Genomic DNA, 21,305 nt, shown 5'->3' on the forward strand with positions numbered 1-21,305 from the left:
CACCAGCAGGCCGCCGCCACCAACCCGGCCCGGCGCGGCCCGACCCGCTCCACCCAGCCGCCCCAGGTGGCGGCCGCCAGGCCGAGCACGACGAAGAACAAGGTATAGACCCAGACGAGGTCGCTCACCCGCCAGTCGCAACCGGTGGTGGTGAGGGCAGCGCCGAGGCTGGTGCACGTCTCGGCCCCCAGCGCGCGGCTGAGTGGCAGCCAGAACACCGAAAAGCCATAGGCCATGCCGATGCACAGATGGATGGCGAGCGCGCAGGGTGGCACCAGCCAGCGGTCAAAGCCCGGCGGTGCGGTGATGCGGTCGCGTGACAGAAAATCCCCCATGGCCGCCCCGCTGCCCGGTCAGGCAGGTGCGGTCAACGGGTGGGTTGACGCAGGCGGGTCAGCGCCCCTTCCACTCCGGCTTGCGCTTCTGGGCAAAGGCCAGCGGGCCTTCGCGCAGGTCTTCCGAGCGGAACAGCGCCTGCACGGCCGGATATTTGCCCTGGCCTTCATAGGCCGCGCGCAGGGACGGCTCTTCCAGCCCTTTCAGCACCGCCTGCTTGGACGCGCGCAGCGAGAGCGGGGAGAGTTCGCAGATGGCCGCGGCCAGTGCGCGGGCGCGGGCCATCAGATCGGCGGCGGGCACGACTTCGGCGACAAAGCCCAGGTCCTTGCCTTCAGCGGCGGAAACCGTGCGGGCAGTGAGGATCATCGCCATGGCGCGCGACAGGCCGATGGCGCGCGGCAGCCGGTGCAGGCCGCCGGCCAGCGCGGCGAGGCCAACCTTGGGTTCGGGCAGGGCGAAGGTCGCGGTGTCGGCGGCCAGGATGATGTCGGAGGCCAGCGCCACTTCGAAACCGCCGCCCATGGCGACGCCGTTCACTGCGGCGATCACCGGCTTGTCGAGATCCCAGCGGCTGGTCAGCCCGCCAAAGCCCGACGGCGGCACGGTGATGGCATTGCCTTCGGCCTGCCATCGCAGGTCATTGCCGGCGCTAAACGCCCGCTCCCCGGCGCCAGTGATGATGGCGACCCACAGATCGGGATCGGCGGAAAAGCCGTTGAACACCTCGTCCAGTTCGGCATTGGCCGGCGGGTGCAGGGCGTTCATGCGCTCCGGCCGGTTGATCGTCACCACCAGCACGCGGCCTTCACGCTCCACCGTCACATGTTCATAGGCCATGGCTCATCCTCCTGCTGGTCGCCTTCTTGCCACGGCCGGCGCCACGGCACGGCCTGATGAAAGCATGGGGACTACCAGCCCAGGGCCTGCCGCGCCTGCCGTGCCTGGCGCGGCGAGCTCAATTCGATCATCAGCCGGGTGATGTGATGGCCATGGGCGACATCGTTGCGGAAGAAGCACCAGTCAACGATGGCGTCCGGCGTGATCTCCACCATGTCGCCCTGGCGAAAGGCGGGATTGATCGGCGGGTTGGCCAGGCTGCCACGGATGATGCCATCGTTGCGGCTGATGCCCATGGCCCAGATCAGTTCGCGGTCGGGCAGGCCGCGGCCGTGGTTGAGATCGAATTTCAGACCGAAATCGCTGTCGCCTGGCGCGTTGGCGTCCAGCGCCGCCCAGAACTCGGGCAGGCTGTCACGGGCCTGCTGCTTGGCCACCTCCATGCGGGGATCATCAAGATCGAACACCATGCCGGCCGGCGGCGCCAGTCGCCGCCACAGCAGCCAGAGCGCCGAGAGCACGGCAAGCGCGATCAGCAGGATCTTCATCGCCGCCTGTTCTGCCATGCGCGGGCAGGGAACAGAAGGGCCAAAACGGAAAACGCCCGGCCGTTTGCCGGGCCGGGCGTTCCGTGACGAGACGATTGACGCTGCCACCACTCGGCGCCGGCCGGGGCCAATGCCCCCATCTGCCCCAGCCGGCGCGCGCAGCCTTTGCCCTTTCCGGTTGACCCGTTCCGGACCGGCGCGCAGCGGTGAAAGACGTCAGACGTCTATCTCCCCGAAACCGCGCCTTGCGAGCGTGATTCCGTTGGCAGGTGATATGCCGATTCTTTGCCCCTGTCAGGGCGCAGTTTGCGCCGGCTTGCAACGATTTCGCTGACTGTGGCTTCGCTGCAACAACTGGTTAAGCTTAAGAAATCTCCGGCGTGCTTGCCCTGACGGTCAGCCATGCTAAGGCGCCATTCACATAAGCCATTGCAACGAGAAAACCCGTGCGCCTGTCCCGCTATTTCATGCCCGTCCTCAAGGAAACGCCTGGCGAGGCGCAGGTGATTTCGCACCAGCTGATGCTGCGCGCCGCGATGGTGCGGCAGACCAGTGCAGGCATCTATGCCTGGCTGCCGCTGGGCAAGCGCGTGCTGGCCAATATCGAACGCATCGTGCGCGAGGAGCAGGACCGCGCCGGCGCCATCGAAGTGCTGATGCCGACCATCCAGTCGTCGGACCTGTGGAAACAGTCCGGCCGTTACGACGCCTATGGCCCGGAGATGCTGCGCATCACCGATCGGCACGACCGCGAGATGCTGTTCTCCCCCACAGCCGAGGAATTGTTCACCGCCATCTTCCAGGGCGGCGCCAAATCCTATCGCGACCTGCCGCGCAACATCTACCAGATCCAGTGGAAGTTCCGCGACGAGGTGCGCCCGCGCTTTGGCGTGCTGCGCGGCCGCGAGTTCCTGATGAAGGACGCCTACAGCTTCGATCTGGATTTCGACGGCGCGGTGCACAGCTACAACCGCATGTTCATCGCCTACATGCGCACATTTGCACGCATGGGGCTGAACGCGATTCCGATGCAGGCCGACACCGGCCCGATCGGCGGCGACCTTAGCCACGAGTTCATCGTGCTGGCCCCGACAGGCGAGAGCGATGTTTTCTATCACGAGAACTGGCTGAAGCCGCGCGACACCAGTGCGATCAACGCCGATGACCGCCAGGCGCTGGCTGCGTTCATCGATGGCCTCAACGCCGATTATGCCGCCACCGATGAAAAGCGTGATCTCGCCGCCGAAGCCGCCTGCGGGGCGGCGCTGAAGCGGTCGAAGGGGATCGAGGTCGGCCAGGTCTTCTATTTCGGGGACAAGTACACGACGCCGATGGGCGTGACCGTGCAGGGCCCGGATGGCGCGCCCGTGACGCCGCTGATGGGCAGCTATGGCATTGGCGTGTCGCGCCTGGTCGGCGCCATCATCGAGGCCTGCCATGATGAGGCCGGGATCGTCTGGCCCGAAGCGGTGGCGCCGTTCAAGGTCGCGCTGATCAACCTGCGCGCCGACGATGCCGCCTGCCAGCAGGCCTGCGACAAGCTCTATGCGGATTTCACCGCGGCAGGCGTGGACGTGCTTTATGACGACCGCGACGAACGTGGCGGCGCCAAGTTTGCCACCGCTGATCTGATCGGCCTGCCGTGGCAGGTGATCGTTGGCCCCAAGGGGCTGGCCGCCGGTGTGGTGGAATTGAAGCGCCGCGCCACTGGTGAGCGGGTCGAGGTGCCGATCGATGCCGTGGTGAGCCGGGTTTGATTACCGCTTACGAGCGCATGGTCGCCCGGCGTTACCTGATGCCGGGGCAGGGGGAGGGGTTCATCTTCCTGGTGGCCGGGATCAGCCTGGTGGCCGTGGCGCTCGGCGTCGCTGCGTTGATCGCGGTGATGAGCGTGATGAACGGCTTTCGCGCCGAGCTGTTCGATCGCATCCTGGGATTGAATGGCCATGCCGTCGTGCAGGGCTATGGCGGGCGGCTGGAACGCTGGCCGCAATTGCTGGCGGAAACACAGAAGCTGCCCGGTGTCACCAGCGCATTGCCGTTGATCGAACAGCCGTTGATGGGCAGTGTTGGCGGCCGGGTCGAAGGCGTCATCGTGCGCGGCATGCGGCTGGCCGATATCCGCGCCAATCCGGAAATTGCCGGCAATATCCGCGGCGGCAGCCTGGCCGCGCTGGCGCCCGGCAGCAACACGGTGGCCATCGGCGCCCGCCTGGCGGAGCAGTTGAACCTGCACGTCGGCGAGCCGATCAGCCTGATCAACCCGGCCGGCCAGTCCACGCCCTTTGGCACGGTGCCGCGCATCGTTTCCTACACGGTCGCCGCCGTGTTCGAGGTCGGCGTCTATGATTATGACAAGGCCTTCGTGGTGATGCCGCTGGAAGACGCGCAGACCCTGCTGCGCCTCGACGATGCGGTTGGCATGATCGAGGTGGTCACCGACAATCCCGACAACGCCAAGCGCATCCTGGAACCCCTGCGCCAGAAACTCGCCGGCATCGCGGTGATCAACGACTGGCAGGACAGCAATTCGGCGCTGTTCTCGGCGCTGGTGGTGGAACAGACGGTGATGTTCTGGGTGCTCTCCATCATCATCGTGGTGGCGGTGTTCAACATCCTGTCTTCGCTGATCATGCTGGTGCGGGCGAAAACGCGCGACATCGCCATCCTGCGCACCATGGGCGCCAGCCGCGGCGCCATCATGCGGGTGTTCGTCAGTGTGGGCACCATCATCGGCACCGCCGGCGTCGCGGCCGGCCTGGTGCTGGGCTTTGCGCTGCTCACCTTCCGGCAGGAGATTGTCGACGGCGTGTCGCGGCTGACCGGCACCAATATCTGGGATCCGTCAGTGCGCTATCTGACGCTGCTGCCGGCCAAGACCGATCCGATGGAGGTGCTCGCCATCGTCGTGCTGGCCGTGCTCCTGAGCTTCCTCGCCACGCTCTACCCGGCGTGGAAGGCCGCCTCCACCGATCCGGTGACGGTGCTGCGCTATGAATGAGCCGGTGCTGCAGGTGACGGGCCTGGCCCGCAGTTTCGAACAGGGCGGCGACCGCATCGAGGTGCTGGCCGGCGTCGATCTGGCCATCGCGCCCGGCGAGATCGTGGCGCTCTTGGGGCCGTCCGGCTCCGGCAAGTCCACCCTCCTGCAAGCTGTCGGCCTATTGGAAGGCGGCTTTTCGGGCCGGATCCGCATCTGCGGCGAGGAGGTCGGCAATCTCGATGACCTCGGCCGCACCCGCGTGCGCCGGCAGCGGCTGGGCTTTGTCTATCAGTTCCACCATTTGCTCCCCGATTTCACCGCGCGCGAAAATGTCATGCTGGCCCAGATGGTTGCCGGCGTGCCGGACGCATCAGCCAGCACCCGTGCCGACGAGTTGCTGACCGCGCTCGGCCTTGGTGCCCGGCTCACCCACAAGCCGGCGCAGCTTTCGGGCGGCGAACAGCAGCGCGTCGCTGTCGCCCGCGCGCTCGCCAATCACCCGGCGCTGGTGCTCGCTGATGAGCCGACCGGCAACCTCGATGAAGCCACCGCTGGCCTGGTGCTGGCCGCCTTCCTCGATCTGGTGCGCTCCACGGGCGCCGCAGCGCTGGTTGCCACCCACAATGTCGCCTTGGCGCGTAAGATGGACCGCGTCGTCACGTTGCAGCATGGGCGGCTGGTGGCGATAGAATAACTGGGGACAAAGCGTCGCCGACGGTTGGCAGGAACCATCAGCCCTGCGCATAGTTTTGCCATGCCGCACGCCGGATTCGTCCCTCTTCGCTGCCACAGCGCCTTTTCGATGCTGGAAGGCGCCATCCAACCGGAATCGCTGGCCAAAGTGGCGCGCCAGATGCGGTTTCCGGCGATTGGCCTGGCAGACCGGGCCAACATGTTTGCCGCGATGGATTTCTCTGCTGCGGCCAAGGATGCAGGTGTCCAGCCGCTGATCGGCGCGCTGGTGCCGGTGGAGCGGCCCGGCGCGGCCACCATCCACAATCGCCCGGTCATCGACTGGCTGGTGCTCTATGCCCAGGATGACGCCGGCTACACCAATCTCATCTCGCTGGTCTCGGAAGCGCATCTGGGCTCCGAGGTTGCCGGCGATCCGCTGCTGCGGCTGGCGCAGTTCGAAGGGCGCACTGATGGCCTCATTTGCCTGACCGGCGGCGCCGATGGCGCGCTGGCGCGGCTGCTCGCCGAAGGTCAGGCGGTCGAGGCCATGGCCGACCAGCTGGAAGCGCTGTTTCCGGGCCGGCTCTATGTCGAGATCTCGCGCAGCGGCGAGCCCATCGAGCAGAAGAGCGAGGCCGGGCTGTTGCGGCTGGCCGAAGCGCGCGGGCTGCCCATCGTCGGCACCGCGCCGGTCAAATATCTCACCCCCGACATGCACGAGGCGCACGACGTGCTGCTGTGCATCGCCGATTCCTCCTATGTCGAGGCCGAGGACCGCCGCCGCTCCAACCCGGAGCAATGGCTGAAATCCGGCGACGACTGGCTGAAGCTGTTCGCCGATCTGCCCGAAGCCATCGCCAATACCATCGTTGTCGCCCAGCGCTGCGCCGTGATGGCGCCGAGCCGCAAGCCGATCCTGCCGCGGCTTTCGGCCGGCGGCGAGGACGAGGCGCTGAAGGCGCAGGCCGGGGCTGGCCTCGAAAAGCGGCTCGATGTGCTCGGCCTCGATGAAGCGGCGCGCCAGCCCTATCGCGAGCGGCTGGCGTTCGAGGTCAATGTCATCACCGGCATGGGGTTTTCCGGTTACTTCCTGATCGTGGCCGATTTCATCGTGTGGGCGAAGGGGCAGGGGATTCCGGTCGGACCGGGGCGCGGCTCCGGCGCCGGCTCCGTCGTGGCCTGGGCGTTGACCATCACCGATCTCGATCCGCTCGAGCATGGCCTGCTGTTCGAACGCTTCCTCAATCCCGACCGCGTCTCGATGCCCGATTTCGACATCGACTTCTGCGAAACGCGGCGCGGCGAGGTCATCGATTATGTCCAGCAACGCTATGGCCGCGAACAGGTGGCGCAGATCATTACCTTCGGGAAGATGAAGGCGCGCGCGGTGTTGAAGGACGTCGGCCGCGTGCTGCAGATGCCCTATGGCCAGACCGACCGGCTGGCGAAACTGGTGCCCAACCACCCGACCGATCCGTGGACGCTGGCCCGCGCCCTGGGCCGCGGCGAGGACAAGGACGGCAAGCGCTACACCGGCGAGATGGCCTTCATGGTGGAGGTGGAGCGCGATCCCAAGGTCAAGCGCCTCGTCGATATCGCGCTGCAGCTGGAAGGCCTGCCACGCCACAGCTCCACCCATGCCGCCGGCGTGGTGATCGGGGACCGGCCGCTCAGCGAACTGGTGCCGCTCTACCGCGATCCGCGTTCCGACATGCCGGTGACGCAGTTCGAGATGAAGGCTGCCGAAAAGGCCGGGCTGGTGAAGTTCGACTTCCTGGGTCTGAAAACATTGTCGGTGCTCGACCGGGCCGGGTCGATGCTGCGGGCGCGCGGCGTGGAGGTGGATTGGGCGACGCTGCCGACCGATGATCCGGCCGTCTACAAGCTGATCGCCGAAGGCGACACGGTGGGCGTGTTCCAGTTTGAATCGGAAGGCATGCGCCGGGCGCTCTCGCAGGTGCGGCCCGACTGTTTCGCCGACATCGTCGCGCTCGGCGCGCTCTATCGCCCCGGCCCGATGGACAATATCCCCAGCTTTGCCCTGCGCAAGGCCGGCCGCGAGAAGGTGGAGCTGCTGCATCCGGCGATGGAGCCGATCCTGCGCGAGACCTATGGCATCATCGTCTACCAGGAACAGGTGATGAGCCTGGCGCGTGAACTGGCCGGTTACAGCCTGGGCGAGGCCGACCTGCTCAGGCGCGCCATGGGCAAGAAGATCCATGCCGAGATGGTGGCGCAGAAGGCGCGCTTTGCCGAAGGCGCGGAGAAGAACGGCATCGATGCCGGTACGGCCGAGGCCATCTTCGAATTGATCCTGAAGTTCGCCAATTATGGCTTCAACAAGAGCCACGCGGCGGCCTATGCGCTGGTGAGCTATCACACCGCCTGGCTGAAGACGCACCACCGCGCCGAATTCTATGCCGCCTCCATGGCCTATGACATCGACAACACCGACCGGTTGGCGGTGTTCGTCGATGATGCCCGTCGTGCCGGTATCGAGATGCTGCCGCCGTGCATCAACCGTTCCGCCGCTGATTTCACCGTGGATGATGGGAAGGTGCGCTATGCGCTGGCGGGCCTCAAGGGCGTCGGCCTGAAGGCGATGGAGGCGCTGGCTGCCGAGCGGGACGGGAAGGGGCCATTCCGGGACCTCGCCGATTTCGCCCGCCGCGTCGATCCGCGCGGGCTCAACAAGCGGCAGCTGGAAAGCCTGATCGCCTCGGGCGGGTTCGATGCGCTGCATCCCAATCGTGCCGGCGTGCACGCCCTGGCCGAAGCCATCATGGCCAGCGCCCAGGCCGCCACCGAAGAGCGCGAAAGCGCCCAGGTCGCGCTGTTCGGCGATGCCACCGGCGTGGCGGACCATGCCAGCCTGGCGCTGATGGTGCCCAATCTCGACTGGACGCTGGCGCAGCGCATGGCGCACGAGCAGGAGGCGTTCGGATTCTTCTTCAGCGGGCATCCCGTGGATGCCTATGCCAATGTGCTCACCGCCAATGGCGTGGTCAATTATGCCGATGTGCTGAACATGGAGCCGCCTCTGGGCGGTGGGCGCAAATCAGTGATGATGGCCGGGCGGCTGGAAGAACGGCGCTGGCGCACCACGCAGAACGGCCGGCGCTACCAGTTCCTCAGCTTTTCCGATCGGTCGGGCCAGTTCGTGACCAGCTGCTTCGATGATGATCTGCAGGAACGCATCGAGGGCCTGCTGAACGACGCGCCGGCCCTTTTGATCGGCATGGAACTGCAATGGCGCGAAGGCGAGGACGTGCCGCGCTTCACGCTGCGTTCTGCGCAGCCGCTGGCCGATCTCGCCCGCCGCACCCGAGGCCGGCTGGTGGTGCGCATCGAGCACCCGGCCGACGTGGCGACATTGCTTGGCGTGCTGGGCCCGACGCCGACGCGTGGCCGCGGTGAACTGGTCGCCGAAGTCGCCACCGATGCCGGCCCGGCCCGGCTGGTGCTCGGCCGGCATTTCCTGATCGACGCCGATCTGGAAGCCGCGCTCACGCGGGCGCTGGGGCCGGACCGGGTGGTGCAGGAAGTGCTCGATCCGCCGCAACTTGCGCTGGTCGGCTGAGCCTCAGGCGTCGGGGTTGAACACGCTCCAGCCCATGGCATGGGCGAGGCGTTCCAGCGCCAGGGTGCCGAGCAGAGAATTGCCCTGCGGTGACAGGCCGGGGGACCAGACCGCGATGCTGGCGCGACCGGGCGCGATGGCGAGGATGCCGCCGCCCACGCCGGATTTGGCCGGCAGGCCAACGCGGAAGGCGAACTCGCCGCTGGCATCATAATGGCCGCAGGTCAGCATCAGTGCATTGATGCGGCGGGTGCGTTCCGGGCTGGTGATGGTGCGGCCGCTGGCCGGATCGATGCCGCCATGGGCCAGGAAACGCCCGGCGCGGGCCAGTTGCCGGCAGCTCATGGCAATCGCGCATTGGTGGAAATAGGTGGATAGGCACGCCTCCACCGAACCGCGCACCACGCCATGGGCCTTCATGAAATGCGCCAGCGCGGCGTTGCGGTGGCCGGTGGCGGCTTCGGAATAGGCAACGGCGCCATCGGTGGCGATGCTGTCGTCGCCGGCCAGGCTGCGCACCAGTCGCAGGATGGCGCCAACGCCGGCGCGCGGATCATCGTCGCTGGTCAAAAGGTCGGTCACCGCCAGGGCGCCGGCATTGATGAACGGGTTGCGCGGCCGGCCGCCTTCGGCCTCCAGCTGCACGATCGAGTTGAAGGCGCTGCCCGACGGCTCGCGACCCACCCGGCGCCAGACCGCGTCGGGGTCGCGGTTCAGCGCCTCGACCAGCGCGAACAGCTTGGAGACCGACTGGATGGAAAAGCGTGTGTCGGCATCGCCGGCGCTGTGCTCCTGGCCATCAGCATCGATCACCACCAGGCCGAAATGATCGGCCGATACCTTGGCCAGTTCGGGGATATAATCGGCCACGGCGCCGCGGTGGGGCATGGCCTGCATCTCGGCGGCGATGCCGGATACCAGTGTTGCCAGATCCGCCATGCGCCACGCTCCTCAATATGCTGCTGATATGCTCAGGCTTCGGCCATCCGTGCAAATGCGGAGGTGGAATCCGCATTTTTGGCTGGCAAGCGGCGTTTGCGTAGTGTATCTCCGTGAAAAGAGGGGCGCAGGATACACACCGGGATCAGGCCAGGAAAAGGCCATCCCCTTGGGAGGACACGCATGGCGACGCAGTTGCAGGATACCCGTATCACCCAATCGCTGCCGCAGGGCAGTGTGGCCTGGCCGCTGCCGCCGCGCACCCGGCCCGATCTGCCCAACCACGACCCGGCCACGCTGGAGCAGTATCTGCGCAGCGCGCCGCTGGAAGAGGTGGATATCGCTGATCCGCTGTGGTGGGAGACGGATACCAACCACGTCTATTTCAAGCGCCTGCGCGATGAAGCGCCGGTGTTCTTCACCAGCCAGAACAGCAACCGCCACCGCGGTTTCTGGAACGTCACCCGCTGGAACGACGTGATGGCGGTGGACACCAACCACCAGGTGTTCAGTTCGGAAGCCACGCTGGGCGGCATCACCCTGTTCGACATGGACCCGGATTTCATCATGCCGATGTTCATCGCCATGGATCCGCCCAAGCATGACGTGCAGCGCAAGGCTGTGAACCCGATCGTTTCTGGCCAGAATCTCGCCGGCTATGAAAGCCTGATCCGCGAGCGCACCCAGGAAGTGCTGGATGGCCTGCCGCGCGGCGAGGTGTTCGACTGGGTGGACCGCGTGTCCATCGAGCTGACCAGCCGCATGCTGGCGACGCTGTTCGGCTGGCCGCAGGAACGCCGCCGCATGCTGACCTATTGGTCGGATATCTCCACGTCCGATCCGGAACTGCCGGGCAACCCGGGCAAGGAAGAGCGCCAGGGCATCCTTTTGGGCATGCTGCAGGAATTCACCATGCTGTGGAATGAGCGGGTGAATGCCGAGCCGACGGGCGACCTGGTTTCCATGCTGGCGCACAACCCGGCGACGCGGAACATGCCGCCGATGGAGTTCATGGGCAATCTCGTGCTGCTGATCGTCGGCGGCAACGACACCACCCGCAACTCGATCTCGGGCGGCCTTTATTTCCTCAACAAGAACCCGGCCGAGTATGACAAGCTGCGCGCCAATCCAGCCCTGGTCGAGAACATGGTCAGCGAGATCATCCGCTATCAGACGCCGCTGGCCCACATGCGCCGCACCGCCCTGCAGGACACTGTGCTGGGCGGCCAGTTGATCCACAAGGGCGACAAGGTGGTGATGTGGTATGTGTCGGCCAACCGCGACGAGCGTGTGCTCGACCGGCCGGAAGAGTTCATCATCGACCGTCCGCGCGCCCGCCAGCACATGAGCTTCGGTTTCGGCATCCACCGCTGCGTGGGCAACCGCCTGGCGGAACTGCAGCTGAAGATCCTGTGGGAAGAAATCCTGAAGCGCTTCGACAAGATCGAGGTGGTGGAGGAGCCGGAGCGGGTGCCGAGCGCATTCGTGCGCGGTTACAAGAAGATGCTGGTCCGTATTCCGGCCTGAACCGAGGACAAGATGGTCAAGATCATTTACGTCGAGCACAACGGTGCTCGCCACGAAGTCAATGTGCCGGAAGGCGAGAATCTGATGGAAGGCGCGGTGCAGAACAATGTGCCGGGCATCGATGGCGACTGCGGCGGCAACGCGGCCTGTGCCACCTGCCATTGCTATATCCCGTCGGAATGGCAGGCAGTGACCGGTGAGCGCAGCGAGCAGGAAGACGCGATGATCGAGCTGGCGGACACCGCCAAGCCGAACAGCCGTCTGGCCTGCCAGATCAAGGCGAGCGCGGCGATGGAGGGCATGGAACTCCACATGCCGGCGACGCAGCACTGATCGCAGTCGGGCGCGCAAATAGCGCAGCTATTTGCCGACTCCGGCAAGATCGGCCAGCGAGCGAAAAGGGCGGGGCATTCCCCGCCCTTTTTGACTCGTCTGACGGCGCGGCTTTGCCGCGCTCTTTCGTTCTTGCTTCCTCCGGCACCCTCAGCGGACTCGGCGGCTCCGCCGCCGGCCGCGGCCGCTTGCCCCCACCCTAAAACCGCGCCACACTCAAATCACCAGATCAACCGGGGACTCGCCACCATGCCGCTTTCACTCCACGCTGCCTTCGTGCCGTCCTGCCGCCAGATCATTGGCGGCTGCCTGAACGTGCTGACCAAGGCCGAAGCCGCCGGGATCACCGACCTTGGCGAGGCGCGACTGGCGCCGGACATGTATCCGCTGGCGTTCCAGGTGAAGCAGGTCGCGATGCACAGCAAGGGCGCCATCGAGGCCGTGCGCAAGGGCGTGTTCACGCCGGGCGGCGACCCATTGAGCGCTGACTATGCGACCTTCAAGGCCGCCCTGCAGGATGCCGACGCCGCCCTGGCCAGCGTCACCGAAGCAGAAATGGAAGGCTTCATCGGCGGCACCACCCTGTTCGCCTTTGGTGAGCGCAAGATGCCGTTCAAGAGCGAGGATTTCCTCTTGAGCTTCAGCCAGCCCAATTTCTATTTCCACGCGACCATGGTCTACGCCATTTTCCGCAACCAGGGGCTGGCGCTGGGCAAGATGGATTACATGGGCCGGCCCCGCCTGGCGATGTAAGCCTGGCGCTGTGCGTGTCGCATTGCCCATGCGGGCTCGCGGTTGCATAAGCGGCCGCAAAGGAGCCTCATCATGACCCGCACCCTCATCCTCGCCCTCCTGCTTTCGGCGCCCGCCCTGGCCGCGCCCGTGACGCAGGGTCCGCCCAACGTGCCGGAGAAAAAGCCCGCCTTTACCGGCCAGACGCGCATCGATGCGGTGACGGCGAAGACCAGGCTGGCGGTGACCGAGATCGCCACCGGGCTCAACAAGCCGTGGGCGGTGGCGCAGCTGGACGGCGGGCGCTTCCTCGTCTCCGAAAAGGCGGAAGGCCGGCTGACCATCGTCGCCGCCGACGGCAGCAAGACGCCGGTGACCGGCACGCCCGCCACCGATTCCCGCAACCAGGGCGGCATGCTGGGCGTTGCCAACCCCGGCGATGGCTGGATTTACTGGACCTATTCGGAACCGCGTGAAGGCGGCAACGGCACGGCGGCGGCCCGTGGCCACCTGGTCGGCAGCGAGATGCGCGATGTGCAGGTGATCTTCCACCAGATGCCGACGCTGGATTCGACCTATCACTATGGCGGCCGCCTGGTCTTCCCCAAGGATGGCACGCTGATCATCACCCTGGGTGAGCGCTCGATCATCCCGGGCCGCATGCAGGCGCAAAAGCTCGACAGCCTGCTCGGCAAGATCGTGCGCGTGAACCGCGACGGCACCATCCCGAAAGACAATCCGTTCGTGGGCAAGGAGGGCGCCCGGCCGGAAATCTGGTCCTACGGCAACCGCAACGTGCAGGGCGCCGCGCTGGATGCCAAGGGTCGGCTGTGGGAGGTGGAGCACGGTCCTCAGGGCGGGGACGAATTGAACCTGATCCAGAAGGGCCATGACTATGGCTGGCCCAGCATCACCTATGGCGAGGAATATTCGGGCAAGCCGATTGCCGACAACGCCACCCAGGCGCCGGGCATGGAGCAGCCGGTCTATTACTGGGACCCGGTGATCGCGCCGTCGGGCATGGTCTTCTACAGCGGCAAGGCGATGCCGGAGTTCAAGGGCAATATCTTCATCGGCGGCCTGCGCAGCCAGGCGCTGGTGCGGCTGGTGATGAAGAACGACCGCGTGGTGGGCGAGGAGCGGCTGCTGACCGACCGCAAGCAGCGCATCCGCGATGTCATCGAAGGCAAGACCGGCGAGCTTTACCTCGTCACCGACGATGCCGACGGCAAGCTGCTGAAGGTGACGCCGGCGGGCTGACGCTGGCTTGACGGGAAGGGTGCGCTTCGCTAAGCGCGCCACTTCCAAACCCCATGCAGGGAACATATCCGGTGCACGGCTGATGCCATGCTCCCCCTGCAGCGGACCAACCGGAGGAAGAAGACTATGGCGACTCCCGTCGTTTCCATGGCGCAGCTGCTCGAAGCCGGCGCGCATTTTGGCCACCAGACCCACCGCTGGAACCCGAAGATGAAGCCTTACATCTTCGGTGAGCGCAATGGCGTCCACATCATCGATCTGTCGCAGACCGTGCCGCTGTTTGCCCGCGCGCTCGATTTCGTGCGCGTGTCGGTGCAGCATGGCGGCAAGGTGCTGTTTGTCGGCACCAAGCGCCAGGCGCAGGACCCGATCGCCGAAGCCGCGCGCCGCTGCGGCCAGCATTATGTCAACCACCGCTGGCTGGGCGGCATGCTCACCAACTGGAAGACCATCTCGGGCTCGATCCGCAAGTTCAAGCAGCTGGAAGAAACCCTGTCGGGTGACACCACCGGCCTGACCAAGAAGGAAGTGCTGAAGCTTACCCGCGAGCGCGACAAGTTCGAAGCCTCGCTGGGCGGCATCCGCGACATGGGCGGCCTGCCGGAAGTGATCTTCATCATCGACGTCAACAAGGAAGAGCTGGCGGTCAAGGAAGCCAATGTGCTGGGCATCCCGGTCGTGGCCATTCTCGATTCCAACACTGATCCGACCGGCATTTCCTTCCCGGTGCCGGGCAACGACGACGCCAGCCGCGCCATCCAGCTCTATGTCAACGCAATTGCCGATGCCGTGCTGGAAGCCAAGCAGGGCCGCGCCGCCGATCTGGGCGTTGACCTGGGTGCGATGGAAGAAGCCCCGGTCGAGTATGTCGCCCCGGAAGCTGACGTCGCTGCCGAAGTCGCTGCCGAACCGGTGGTGGAAGCCCAGCCGGAAGCCTGAGGCTTCCCGTTTTCGAACCAACGGGAGGCTGGGCGCTGCAGGTGCCCGGCCTCTTGTCACACATATTTCATGATGGCCGGGCATGGCCCTGCCGTCACAGAAGAAGGAGCCGCACAATGGCTGATATCACCGCCTCGATGGTGAAGGATCTGCGCGACAAGACCGGCGCGGGCATGATGGACTGCAAGAAAGCGCTGGCCGAAACCGCTGGCGACATGGAAGCCGCTGTTGACTGGCTGCGCGCCAAGGGCCTCGCTGCCGCTGCCAAGAAGGCCGGCCGCACCGCGGCGGAAGGCCTGGTTGGCGTGGCCGTGGCCGGCACCAAGGGCGCCGCTGTCGAAGTGAACAGCGAAACCGACTTCGTTGCCAAGAACGACATCTTCCAGGCCTTCGTGTCGACCGTGACCGGCCTGGCGCTGGACACCGGCGCCGATGCCGCCGCGCTGGCCGCGCTGCCCTTCCCGGGCGGCGATGGCAGTGTGGCTGACAAGCTGACCGCCAACATCGCCACCATCGGCGAGCACCAGTCGCTGCGCCGCACCGCCACGCTGGAAGTGGGCGAAGGCGTTGTCGCCTCCTACGTCCACAACGCCATTGCGCCCGGCATCGGCCGCATCGGCGTGCTGGTCGGCCTGGAATCGGCGGCCCCGGCTTCGGTGCTGGAACCGCTCGCCAAGCAGCTGGCCATGCACGTGGCCGCCGCCAGCCCGCTGGCGCTCGACGAAGCCGGCCTTGATCCGGCGCTGGTGGAGCGTGAGCGCGCCATCGCCCGCGAGAAGGCTGCCACCTCGGGCAAGCCGGCCGAGATCATCGAGAAGATGATCGAAGGCGGCGTGCGCAAGTTCGCCCAGGAATCGACCCTGGTGAACCAGGTGTTCGTGATCGACGGCAAGTCGAAGGTGAGCGATGTCGTTGCCGCCGCCGCCAAGGCCGCCGGCACGCCGATCACGCTGAAGGGCTTTGTCCGCATGCAGCTGGGCGAAGGCATCGAGAAGCAGCAGAGCGATTTCGCGGCGGAAGTCGCGGCCGCCGCTGGTCTCTGAACCAGGCGCTTTCAAATCGGGCGGGCCGGGGTGCACCCTCGGCCCGCCCTTTTTGTGGCCCGGTTCGGCCCTGCCGCGTCCGGCTTGTCCACGCTTTTTCGATGGACGCCGCTTGGCAGCGCGGCCAACGACGGCTAGTGACCTGTGGTCCTGACACAGAGTGAACAGCAAGCGCATGACGTCATCCGCCCCAGCCTACAAGCGCATCCTGTTGAAGCTGTCGGGCGAGGCCGCGATGGGCGACCAGTCGTTCGGCATCGATCCCGCAACAGTGGCGCGCGTGGCCGGCGAAGTGAAGGCAGCCAAGGATGCCGGGCACGAGATCTGCCTGGTCATCGGCGGCGGCAACATCTTCCGCGGCATGGCTGGCGCCGCCAAGGGCATGGACCGCACCACCGCCGATTATATGGGCATGCTGGCCACCGTGATGAACGCCCTGGCCATGCAGGATGCGCTGGAAGCCATCGGCGTTTCCACCCGTGTCCAATCGGCGCTGCAGATGAACCAGGTGTGTGAACCCGTCATCCTGCGCCGCGCCATGCGCCACCTGGAAAAGGGCCGGGTGGTGATCTTTGCCGCCGGCGTGGGCGCGCCCTATTTCACCACCGACAGCGGCGCTGCCCTGCGTGCGTCCGAAATGAAATGCGATGCACTGCTGAAGGGTACCAGCGTTGACGGCGTGTACGACAGCGACCCCAAGACCAACCCCAATGCCCGCCGCTTTGACCGCATCGGATATGACCGGGTGCTGGCCGATAATCTGAAGGTGATGGACGCCGCGGCCGTTTCGCTGTGCCGCGACAACCAGATCCCGATCGTGGTGTTCAACATCCGCGAACCAGGTAATCTGGCCCGCGTGCTGGCCGGCCAGAGCGTGTCGACCACGGTGGGCCCCATCGAACAGCAAATTTCAGAGGGACAGACGAATGGCTGATTTCGACCCCGGCCCGTTCAAGGCCGATCTGGAACGCCGCACCGCCGGCGCCATCGATGCGCTCAAGCATGACCTCGGCAGCTTGCGCACCGGGCGCGCCAACACCAGCCTCTTGGATACCGTGCATGTCGAAGTCTATGGCTCCTCGATGCCGCTGAGCCAGGTCGCCACCGTGACCGTGCCGGAACCGCGCATGCTGAGCGTGCAGGTGTGGGACAAGTCCAACGTGACGCCAGTGGAAAAGGCCATTCGCTCGGCCGGCCTAGGTCTCAACCCGATCACCGATGGCCAGACCCTGCGCCTGCCGATCCCGGACATGACCGAGGAGCGCCGCAAGGAAATGGTGAAGCTGGCCGGTTCCTACGCCGAAAAGGCCAAGATCGCCGCCCGCAACGTCCGCCGCGATGGCATGGAAGCGCTGAAGGCGGCCGAGAAGAAGGGCAAGATCAGCCAGGATGAGCAGAAGCGCTATGAAGGCGACGTCCAGAAGATCACCGACAAGGCGATGGTCGATATCGATGCCGCCGTGGCCGCCAAGGAAAAGGAAATCCTCGGCAAGTGACGGCGGTCGCCGCCTCTATCGGTGATGGCGGGAGCGGCGGCTGCCGGCATCTGGCCATCATCATGGACGGCAATGGCCGCTGGGCGCAGGGCCGCCGGTTGCCGCGCATTGCCGGTCACCGCGAAGGCGTGGAGGCGGTGCGCCGCGTGGTCGAAGCCGCGCCCGGCCTCGGCCTTGATGTGCTGACGCTCTATGCCTTCTCCAGCGAGAACTGGAAGCGCCCGGCCGACGAGGTCAGCGACCTGATGGGGCTGCTCCGCCATTATGTGAAGAGCGAGATCGACACGCTGCACCGGAATGGCGTCTGCCTGAATTTCATCGGTGACTGGCGGGCGCTGAAGCCCGACCTCGTCAGCCTGCTGGAGGCCGCGCGCGAGAAGACCAGGGCCAACAGCGGCCTGAAGCTGGTGATGGCGCTGAACTATGGCGGGCAGGGGGAGATCGTGCGGGCCGCACAGGCCCTGGCCGCAGAGGCCGCGGCCGGCACGCTGGACCCGGCGGCGATCACGGCTGAGTTGCTTGAATCCCGGCTTGATACCGCCGGCCTGCCGCCGCCCGATGCCGTGCTGCGCACCTCGGGCGAATTGCGGCTGTCCAATTTCCTGCTCTGGCAGACGGCATATGCCGAATATCTGGTCACCGACACGCTGTGGCCGGATTTCGATGGCGCAGCGCTGGCGGCCGCGCTGGATGAATTTGCCCGGCGCGAACGCCGCTTCGGGGGGCGCTAGTGGCGGCGAGTCAATTGGGCCAGCGCGTGGCCACCGGTGTCGTGCTGGTGGCCGTCGCCGTTGCCGCGTTGTGGGCCGGTGGCTACCCGTTCGCGGTGCTGGCCGCGGCGGCCGTGCTGGTGATGTTCACCGAATGGACGACGATGCACCGGCTGCCGCTGCTGCTGCGCCGCATGGGGCTGGCGGTGTTGGCCGCCGTGGTGTGGATCACGGCCGTGATGGCCGCGCCCACCGATGCGCTGGTGCTGCTGGGTGGCGGCGCCGGCCTGCTCGGGCTGTTTGCCGGGCGCATGGCGAAAGGCACTGGCCGGCCGATGGCGCTGGGCCTGCTCTATTGCGGGTTGCCGGCGGTGGCGCTGATCTGGCTGCGTGCCACGTCGTGGGGCTTCTATGCCTGTCTGTTCGTGATGGCGGTGGTGTGGGGCGCCGATATCGCCGCCTATTTCACCGGCCGCGCCGTCGGTGGGCCCAAGCTGGCCCCGGCCATCAGCCCGAACAAGACCTGGAGCGGCGCTGCCGGCGGCCTCGTTGGCGCGTTGGCCGTGGCCGCGGGTTTGGCGCTGATCTGGCCGGGCTATGCCAATGGCACTGGCATCGGCCGGCTCGTCGTGCTGGCGCTGCCGCTGGCCGTGCTGTCGATCCTGGGCGACCTGTTTGAAAGTGGACTGAAGCGCCGCGCCGGGGTGAAGGACAGCGGCAACCTGCTGCCTGGCCATGGCGGCGTGATGGATCGGCTCGATGGCCTGGTGCCGGCGGCGGTGGCCGGGGCAGGGGCCTTTGCCTTGACCGGGTGGGCCGGATGACGCGCAGCCTGACCATCCTGGGCGCCACCGGATCGGTGGGCAGCCAGACGCTCGATCTCGTCGCGCGCAACCCTGATCGCTGGCAGGTCGATGCGCTCACCGCCGGCAGCGATGTCGCCGGGCTGGTCAGCGCCGCCAAGGCCTGCGGCGCGCGCTTCGTTGCCATTGCGGACGCGTCCAAGGGCCAGGCGTTGCGGGAGGCGCTGTCCGGGACCGGGATCGAGAGCGGCGCCGGGCCAAGCGCGCTCGTCGAGGCGGCCGCCCGCGATGCCGAGATCGTCATCACCGCCATTGTCGGCGCCGCCGGCCTGCCGCCCACCATGGCGGCCGTGAAGCGCGGCGCCCAGATCGGCATTGCCAACAAGGAAACGCTGGTGTGTGCCGGTCCGGTGGTCACGGCGGCGGCGGCTGCCCACGGCGCCACGTTGCTGCCGGTGGACAGCGAGCACAACGCCATCTTCCAGGTCTTCCCGCACACCGATCCGTCCCAGGTCGAGCGCATCATCCTCACGGCCAGCGGCGGGCCGTTCCGTTGCCACAGCCGCGAACAGATGCGCGGTGTGTCGGTCGCCGATGCCTGCAAGCATCCGACCTGGAGCATGGGCGCCAAGATCAGCATCGATTCGGCGACGCTGATGAACAAGGGCCTCGAACTCATTGAGGCCGCTCAGCTTTTCCCGGTGCCGGTCAGCAAGCTGGATGTCATCGTCCATCCGCAGTCGGTCATTCATTCGATGGTCGAATATGTCGATGGCAGCGTGCTGGCCCAGTTGGGCAGTCCCGACATGCGCATTCCCATCGCCTATGCCATGGGCTGGCCGGAGCGGATCGCCACCCCGGCAGCGCGGCTCGACTTCGCGAGCGTTGCCAATCTTTCGTTTGAAAAGCCTGATCTGGAACGCTTTCCCTGTCTCGCCCTGGCCTGGGAGGCGATGCGCGCTGGCGGCAGCGCGCCGTGCATCCTGAATGCCGCCAACGAAATTGCCGTCGCCGCGTTCATCGCCGGGCAAGCCGGGTTCCTTGATATCGACGCCATCGTGGCGGAGACTTTGGCGATGGTGGCTTCAGGCCCGGTGGCGACGTTGGAGGAGGTGGTGGCGATCGATACCGCCGCCCGCCGGACCGCCCGTGCCCTCGTCGCAAAGCGCGCCGCATGACCGAATTGCCCTTCCTGCCCCAGCCCGGCCTGATCTTCACACTGGCCAGCTTCATCGCGATGATTGCCGTGCTGGTGGTGGTCCATGAAGGCGGCCATTATCTCGCCGGCCGGCTGTTCAACACCAGGATCGAGGCGTTCGGCGTCGGCTTTGGCCGCGAATTGTTCGGCTGGAACGACAAGCGCGGTGTGCGTTGGCGGGTGAACGCCATTCCACTGGGCGGCTATGTGAAATTCGTCGGCGACATGAACGAGGCGAGCCAGCTCGATCCGGCGATCCTCTTGTTGCACGAAAAGGACCGCAAGGGCCTGTTTGCCTTCCTGCCGCTGTGGCAGCGCACGATCATTGTCGCCGCCGGGCCGCTGATCAATTTCCTGTTCGCAATTCTCATCCTCGCCGGCTTCAACCTGGCGCTGGGCCACCCGTCGTCGCCGCCGGTGATCGAGCGGGTGATGCCCGGCAGTGCCGCCGAAAAGGCCGGCCTGAAGGCAGGGGACCAGATCCTGGCCGTTGACGGCAAGGCGGTGGAGCGGTTCGAAGACATTGTCGCCGAAGTGGTGACCGGCACCGGCCATCCGGTCGCGCTGCGCCTGGACCGCGGCGGCGTCATCAGCGAAGTGACGGTGCGGCCAGCGATGGTCGAGAGCAAGGACCGCTTCGGCAACGTCGCCCGCCATCCGCGCCTGGGCATTGCCCGCCCGCGCGAAGTGGTCGAGCGCGTCGGTCCGATCGACGCCGTACGCTGGGCAATGGTCGACACTTGGGCGATCACCCAGACCATCGGGCGCACGCTGCGCCAGGTCATCCTGGGCGAACGCGCCTTGAGCGAGATGGGCGGGCCGGTGAAGACGGCGCAGATCGCCGGGCAGCAAGCCAGCCTGGGCCTGGTCTCGGCCGTGGCCTTCATGGCCTTCTTCTCGATCAACCTCGGCTTCATCAATCTGCTGCCCATCCCGATGCTGGACGGCGGTCATCTTCTGCTCTACGGCATCGAGGCGGTGCGGCGGCAGCCCCTGGCGGAGAAGGTGCAGCAATGGGCCTTCATGTCAGGCTTTGCCGCGCTGATGTCGCTGATGGCGGTCCTGACCTGGTACGACATGGGTTCGGTCGGGCTCTGGAACCGCTTGGCGAACTGGCTGGGATGAGTACCACCGCCAGTCTTTTTGTGAATGACATGGGGCTCGCAGGCATGGCTTACGGGTTCTGGGCCGGTGCGTATCGGGATCGAATTTTGTGATGTTGGTGGGGTTGATGGAAGCCAAGCAAGCGAAGGCAGGTCGGGTTGCGGCCCAGTGGCGCCGGCCGATGGCGCTGCTGCTGCTCGGCTCGGCACTGGCCACCCCGGCGATCGCCCAGCAGCGCCAGCGCCCGGCGGCGCCGGAA

At 66.3% G+C, this 21,305-nt stretch carries 19 protein-coding genes and 1 pseudogene; 16 read left to right on the forward strand and 4 right to left on the reverse strand.

Annotated elements, in window-relative coordinates; genetic code table 11:
* The 3 genes and pseudogenes from GJ693_RS05585 to GJ693_RS05595 form a co-directional block, all read right to left on the reverse strand.
* Window positions 1–335 (reverse strand): annotated as a pseudogene (locus GJ693_RS05585) (MFS transporter); the annotation flags it as partial.
* Between the two features lie 58 nt (window positions 336–393).
* Window positions 394–1,176 (reverse strand): enoyl-CoA hydratase-related protein, encoded by a 783-nt coding sequence (locus GJ693_RS05590; RefSeq protein ID WP_156255344.1) that lies wholly within the window; start codon window positions 1,174–1,176, stop codon window positions 394–396.
* Between the two features lie 71 nt (window positions 1,177–1,247).
* Entirely contained in the window at window positions 1,248–1,742 is a 495-nt protein-coding gene (locus tag GJ693_RS05595; protein WP_156255345.1) for a DUF2314 domain-containing protein, read from the reverse strand.
* A 428-nt stretch (window positions 1,743–2,170) separates the two neighbouring features.
* Here GJ693_RS05595 and proS point away from each other — a divergent pair, with 428 nt between their 5' ends.
* From proS to dnaE, 4 genes are read left to right on the forward strand one after another with little or no spacing between them, the layout of a single operon-like run.
* Window positions 2,171–3,481 carry a proline--tRNA ligase gene (proS, locus tag GJ693_RS05600; RefSeq protein ID WP_156255346.1) on the forward strand — a complete coding sequence of 437 codons (1,311 nt, stop codon included), beginning with the start codon at window positions 2,171–2,173 and terminating at the stop codon, window positions 3,479–3,481.
* A 17-nt stretch (window positions 3,482–3,498) separates the two neighbouring features.
* A complete protein-coding gene (locus GJ693_RS05605) occupies window positions 3,499–4,725 on the forward strand; it encodes a lipoprotein-releasing ABC transporter permease subunit (protein ID WP_156255362.1) in 1,227 nt (408 codons plus the stop codon).
* Window positions 4,718–5,401: an ABC transporter ATP-binding protein gene (locus tag GJ693_RS05610; RefSeq protein ID WP_156255347.1), complete on the forward strand. Its 684-nt coding sequence runs from the start codon at window positions 4,718–4,720 to the stop codon at window positions 5,399–5,401. Before GJ693_RS05605 ends, GJ693_RS05610 begins: the two co-directional genes overlap by 8 nt.
* Window positions 5,402–5,461: 60 nt before the next feature.
* On the forward strand, window positions 5,462–8,962 hold the full coding sequence (dnaE, locus tag GJ693_RS05615) for a DNA polymerase III subunit alpha (protein WP_156255348.1): 3,501 nt from the start codon (window positions 5,462–5,464) through the stop codon (window positions 8,960–8,962).
* A 3-nt stretch (window positions 8,963–8,965) separates the two neighbouring features.
* Here the strand turns inward: dnaE and GJ693_RS05620 are convergent, their stop codons facing one another.
* On the reverse strand, window positions 8,966–9,901 hold the full coding sequence (locus tag GJ693_RS05620; protein ID WP_156255349.1) for a glutaminase: 936 nt from the start codon (window positions 9,899–9,901) through the stop codon (window positions 8,966–8,968).
* 183 nt (window positions 9,902–10,084) lie between these two features.
* Here GJ693_RS05620 and GJ693_RS05625 point away from each other — a divergent pair, with 183 nt between their 5' ends.
* From GJ693_RS05625 to rseP, 12 genes are all read left to right on the forward strand, one after another.
* Window positions 10,085–11,428, forward strand: coding sequence for a cytochrome P450 (locus GJ693_RS05625; RefSeq protein WP_156255350.1), 1,344 nt, complete (start codon window positions 10,085–10,087; stop codon window positions 11,426–11,428).
* Window positions 11,429–11,440: 12 nt separating this feature from the next.
* A complete protein-coding gene (locus tag GJ693_RS05630; RefSeq protein WP_156255351.1) occupies window positions 11,441–11,761 on the forward strand; it encodes a 2Fe-2S iron-sulfur cluster-binding protein in 321 nt (106 codons plus the stop codon).
* A 249-nt stretch (window positions 11,762–12,010) separates the two neighbouring features.
* Entirely contained in the window at window positions 12,011–12,514 is a 504-nt protein-coding gene (locus tag GJ693_RS05635) for a DUF1993 family protein (protein WP_156255352.1), read from the forward strand.
* 72 nt (window positions 12,515–12,586) lie between these two features.
* Entirely contained in the window at window positions 12,587–13,753 is a 1,167-nt protein-coding gene (locus GJ693_RS05640; protein ID WP_156255353.1) for a PQQ-dependent sugar dehydrogenase, read from the forward strand.
* A 126-nt stretch (window positions 13,754–13,879) separates the two neighbouring features.
* Window positions 13,880–14,692: a 30S ribosomal protein S2 gene (rpsB, locus tag GJ693_RS05645; protein WP_156255354.1), complete on the forward strand. Its 813-nt coding sequence runs from the start codon at window positions 13,880–13,882 to the stop codon at window positions 14,690–14,692.
* A gap of 116 nt (window positions 14,693–14,808) precedes the next feature.
* A complete protein-coding gene (tsf, locus tag GJ693_RS05650) occupies window positions 14,809–15,735 on the forward strand; it encodes a translation elongation factor Ts (RefSeq protein WP_156255355.1) in 927 nt (308 codons plus the stop codon).
* Between the two features lie 175 nt (window positions 15,736–15,910).
* On the forward strand, window positions 15,911–16,669 hold the full coding sequence (pyrH, locus tag GJ693_RS05655) for a UMP kinase (RefSeq protein WP_156255356.1): 759 nt from the start codon (window positions 15,911–15,913) through the stop codon (window positions 16,667–16,669).
* Window positions 16,662–17,231 carry a ribosome recycling factor gene (gene frr / locus GJ693_RS05660; protein ID WP_156255357.1) on the forward strand — a complete coding sequence of 190 codons (570 nt, stop codon included), beginning with the start codon at window positions 16,662–16,664 and terminating at the stop codon, window positions 17,229–17,231. Before pyrH ends, frr begins: the two co-directional genes overlap by 8 nt.
* Window positions 17,228–17,962, forward strand: coding sequence for an isoprenyl transferase (locus GJ693_RS05665; RefSeq protein WP_156255358.1), 735 nt, complete (start codon window positions 17,228–17,230; stop codon window positions 17,960–17,962). The genes frr and GJ693_RS05665 overlap by 4 nt, the downstream gene beginning before the upstream one ends.
* A gap of 14 nt (window positions 17,963–17,976) precedes the next feature.
* Complete coding sequence (locus tag GJ693_RS05670) at window positions 17,977–18,765, forward strand: phosphatidate cytidylyltransferase (protein WP_235902669.1); 789 nt, start codon at window positions 17,977–17,979, stop codon at window positions 18,763–18,765.
* Window positions 18,762–19,922, forward strand: a complete 1,161-nt coding sequence (locus tag GJ693_RS05675) for a 1-deoxy-D-xylulose-5-phosphate reductoisomerase (protein ID WP_156255360.1) — start codon at window positions 18,762–18,764, stop codon at window positions 19,920–19,922. The genes GJ693_RS05670 and GJ693_RS05675 overlap by 4 nt, the downstream gene beginning before the upstream one ends.
* Entirely contained in the window at window positions 19,919–21,067 is a 1,149-nt protein-coding gene (gene rseP / locus GJ693_RS05680) for an RIP metalloprotease RseP (RefSeq protein WP_156255361.1), read from the forward strand. Before GJ693_RS05675 ends, rseP begins: the two co-directional genes overlap by 4 nt.
* Window positions 21,068–21,305: the final 238 nt, after the last annotated feature.

This window comes from Sandarakinorhabdus oryzae, from assembly GCF_009733735.1.
In the GTDB taxonomy this organism is placed as follows: domain Bacteria; phylum Pseudomonadota; class Alphaproteobacteria; order Sphingomonadales; family Sphingomonadaceae; genus Sandarakinorhabdus; species Sandarakinorhabdus oryzae.

Bases quoted from the DNA above. Each gene is read 5' to 3' on its own strand.
- GJ693_RS05590 (WP_156255344.1), bottom strand. From the start codon at position 1,176: ATGGCCTATGAACATGTGACGGTGGAGCGTGAAGGCCGCGTGCTGGTG.
- GJ693_RS05595 (WP_156255345.1), bottom strand. From the start codon at position 1,742: ATGGCAGAACAGGCGGCGATGAAGATCCTGCTGATCGCGCTTGCCGTG.
- GJ693_RS05605 (WP_156255362.1), top strand. From the start codon at position 3,499: ATGGTCGCCCGGCGTTACCTGATGCCGGGGCAGGGGGAGGGGTTCATC.
- GJ693_RS05610 (WP_156255347.1), top strand. From the start codon at position 4,718: ATGAATGAGCCGGTGCTGCAGGTGACGGGCCTGGCCCGCAGTTTCGAA.
- dnaE (WP_156255348.1), top strand. From the start codon at position 5,462: ATGCCGCACGCCGGATTCGTCCCTCTTCGCTGCCACAGCGCCTTTTCG.
- GJ693_RS05620 (WP_156255349.1), bottom strand. From the start codon at position 9,901: ATGGCGGATCTGGCAACACTGGTATCCGGCATCGCCGCCGAGATGCAG.
- GJ693_RS05625 (WP_156255350.1), top strand. From the start codon at position 10,085: ATGGCGACGCAGTTGCAGGATACCCGTATCACCCAATCGCTGCCGCAG.
- GJ693_RS05630 (WP_156255351.1), top strand. From the start codon at position 11,441: ATGGTCAAGATCATTTACGTCGAGCACAACGGTGCTCGCCACGAAGTC.
- GJ693_RS05635 (WP_156255352.1), top strand. From the start codon at position 12,011: ATGCCGCTTTCACTCCACGCTGCCTTCGTGCCGTCCTGCCGCCAGATC.
- GJ693_RS05640 (WP_156255353.1), top strand. From the start codon at position 12,587: ATGACCCGCACCCTCATCCTCGCCCTCCTGCTTTCGGCGCCCGCCCTG.
- rpsB (WP_156255354.1), top strand. From the start codon at position 13,880: ATGGCGACTCCCGTCGTTTCCATGGCGCAGCTGCTCGAAGCCGGCGCG.
- tsf (WP_156255355.1), top strand. From the start codon at position 14,809: ATGGCTGATATCACCGCCTCGATGGTGAAGGATCTGCGCGACAAGACC.
- pyrH (WP_156255356.1), top strand. From the start codon at position 15,911: ATGACGTCATCCGCCCCAGCCTACAAGCGCATCCTGTTGAAGCTGTCG.
- frr (WP_156255357.1), top strand. From the start codon at position 16,662: ATGGCTGATTTCGACCCCGGCCCGTTCAAGGCCGATCTGGAACGCCGC.
- GJ693_RS05675 (WP_156255360.1), top strand. From the start codon at position 18,762: ATGACGCGCAGCCTGACCATCCTGGGCGCCACCGGATCGGTGGGCAGC.
- rseP (WP_156255361.1), top strand. From the start codon at position 19,919: ATGACCGAATTGCCCTTCCTGCCCCAGCCCGGCCTGATCTTCACACTG.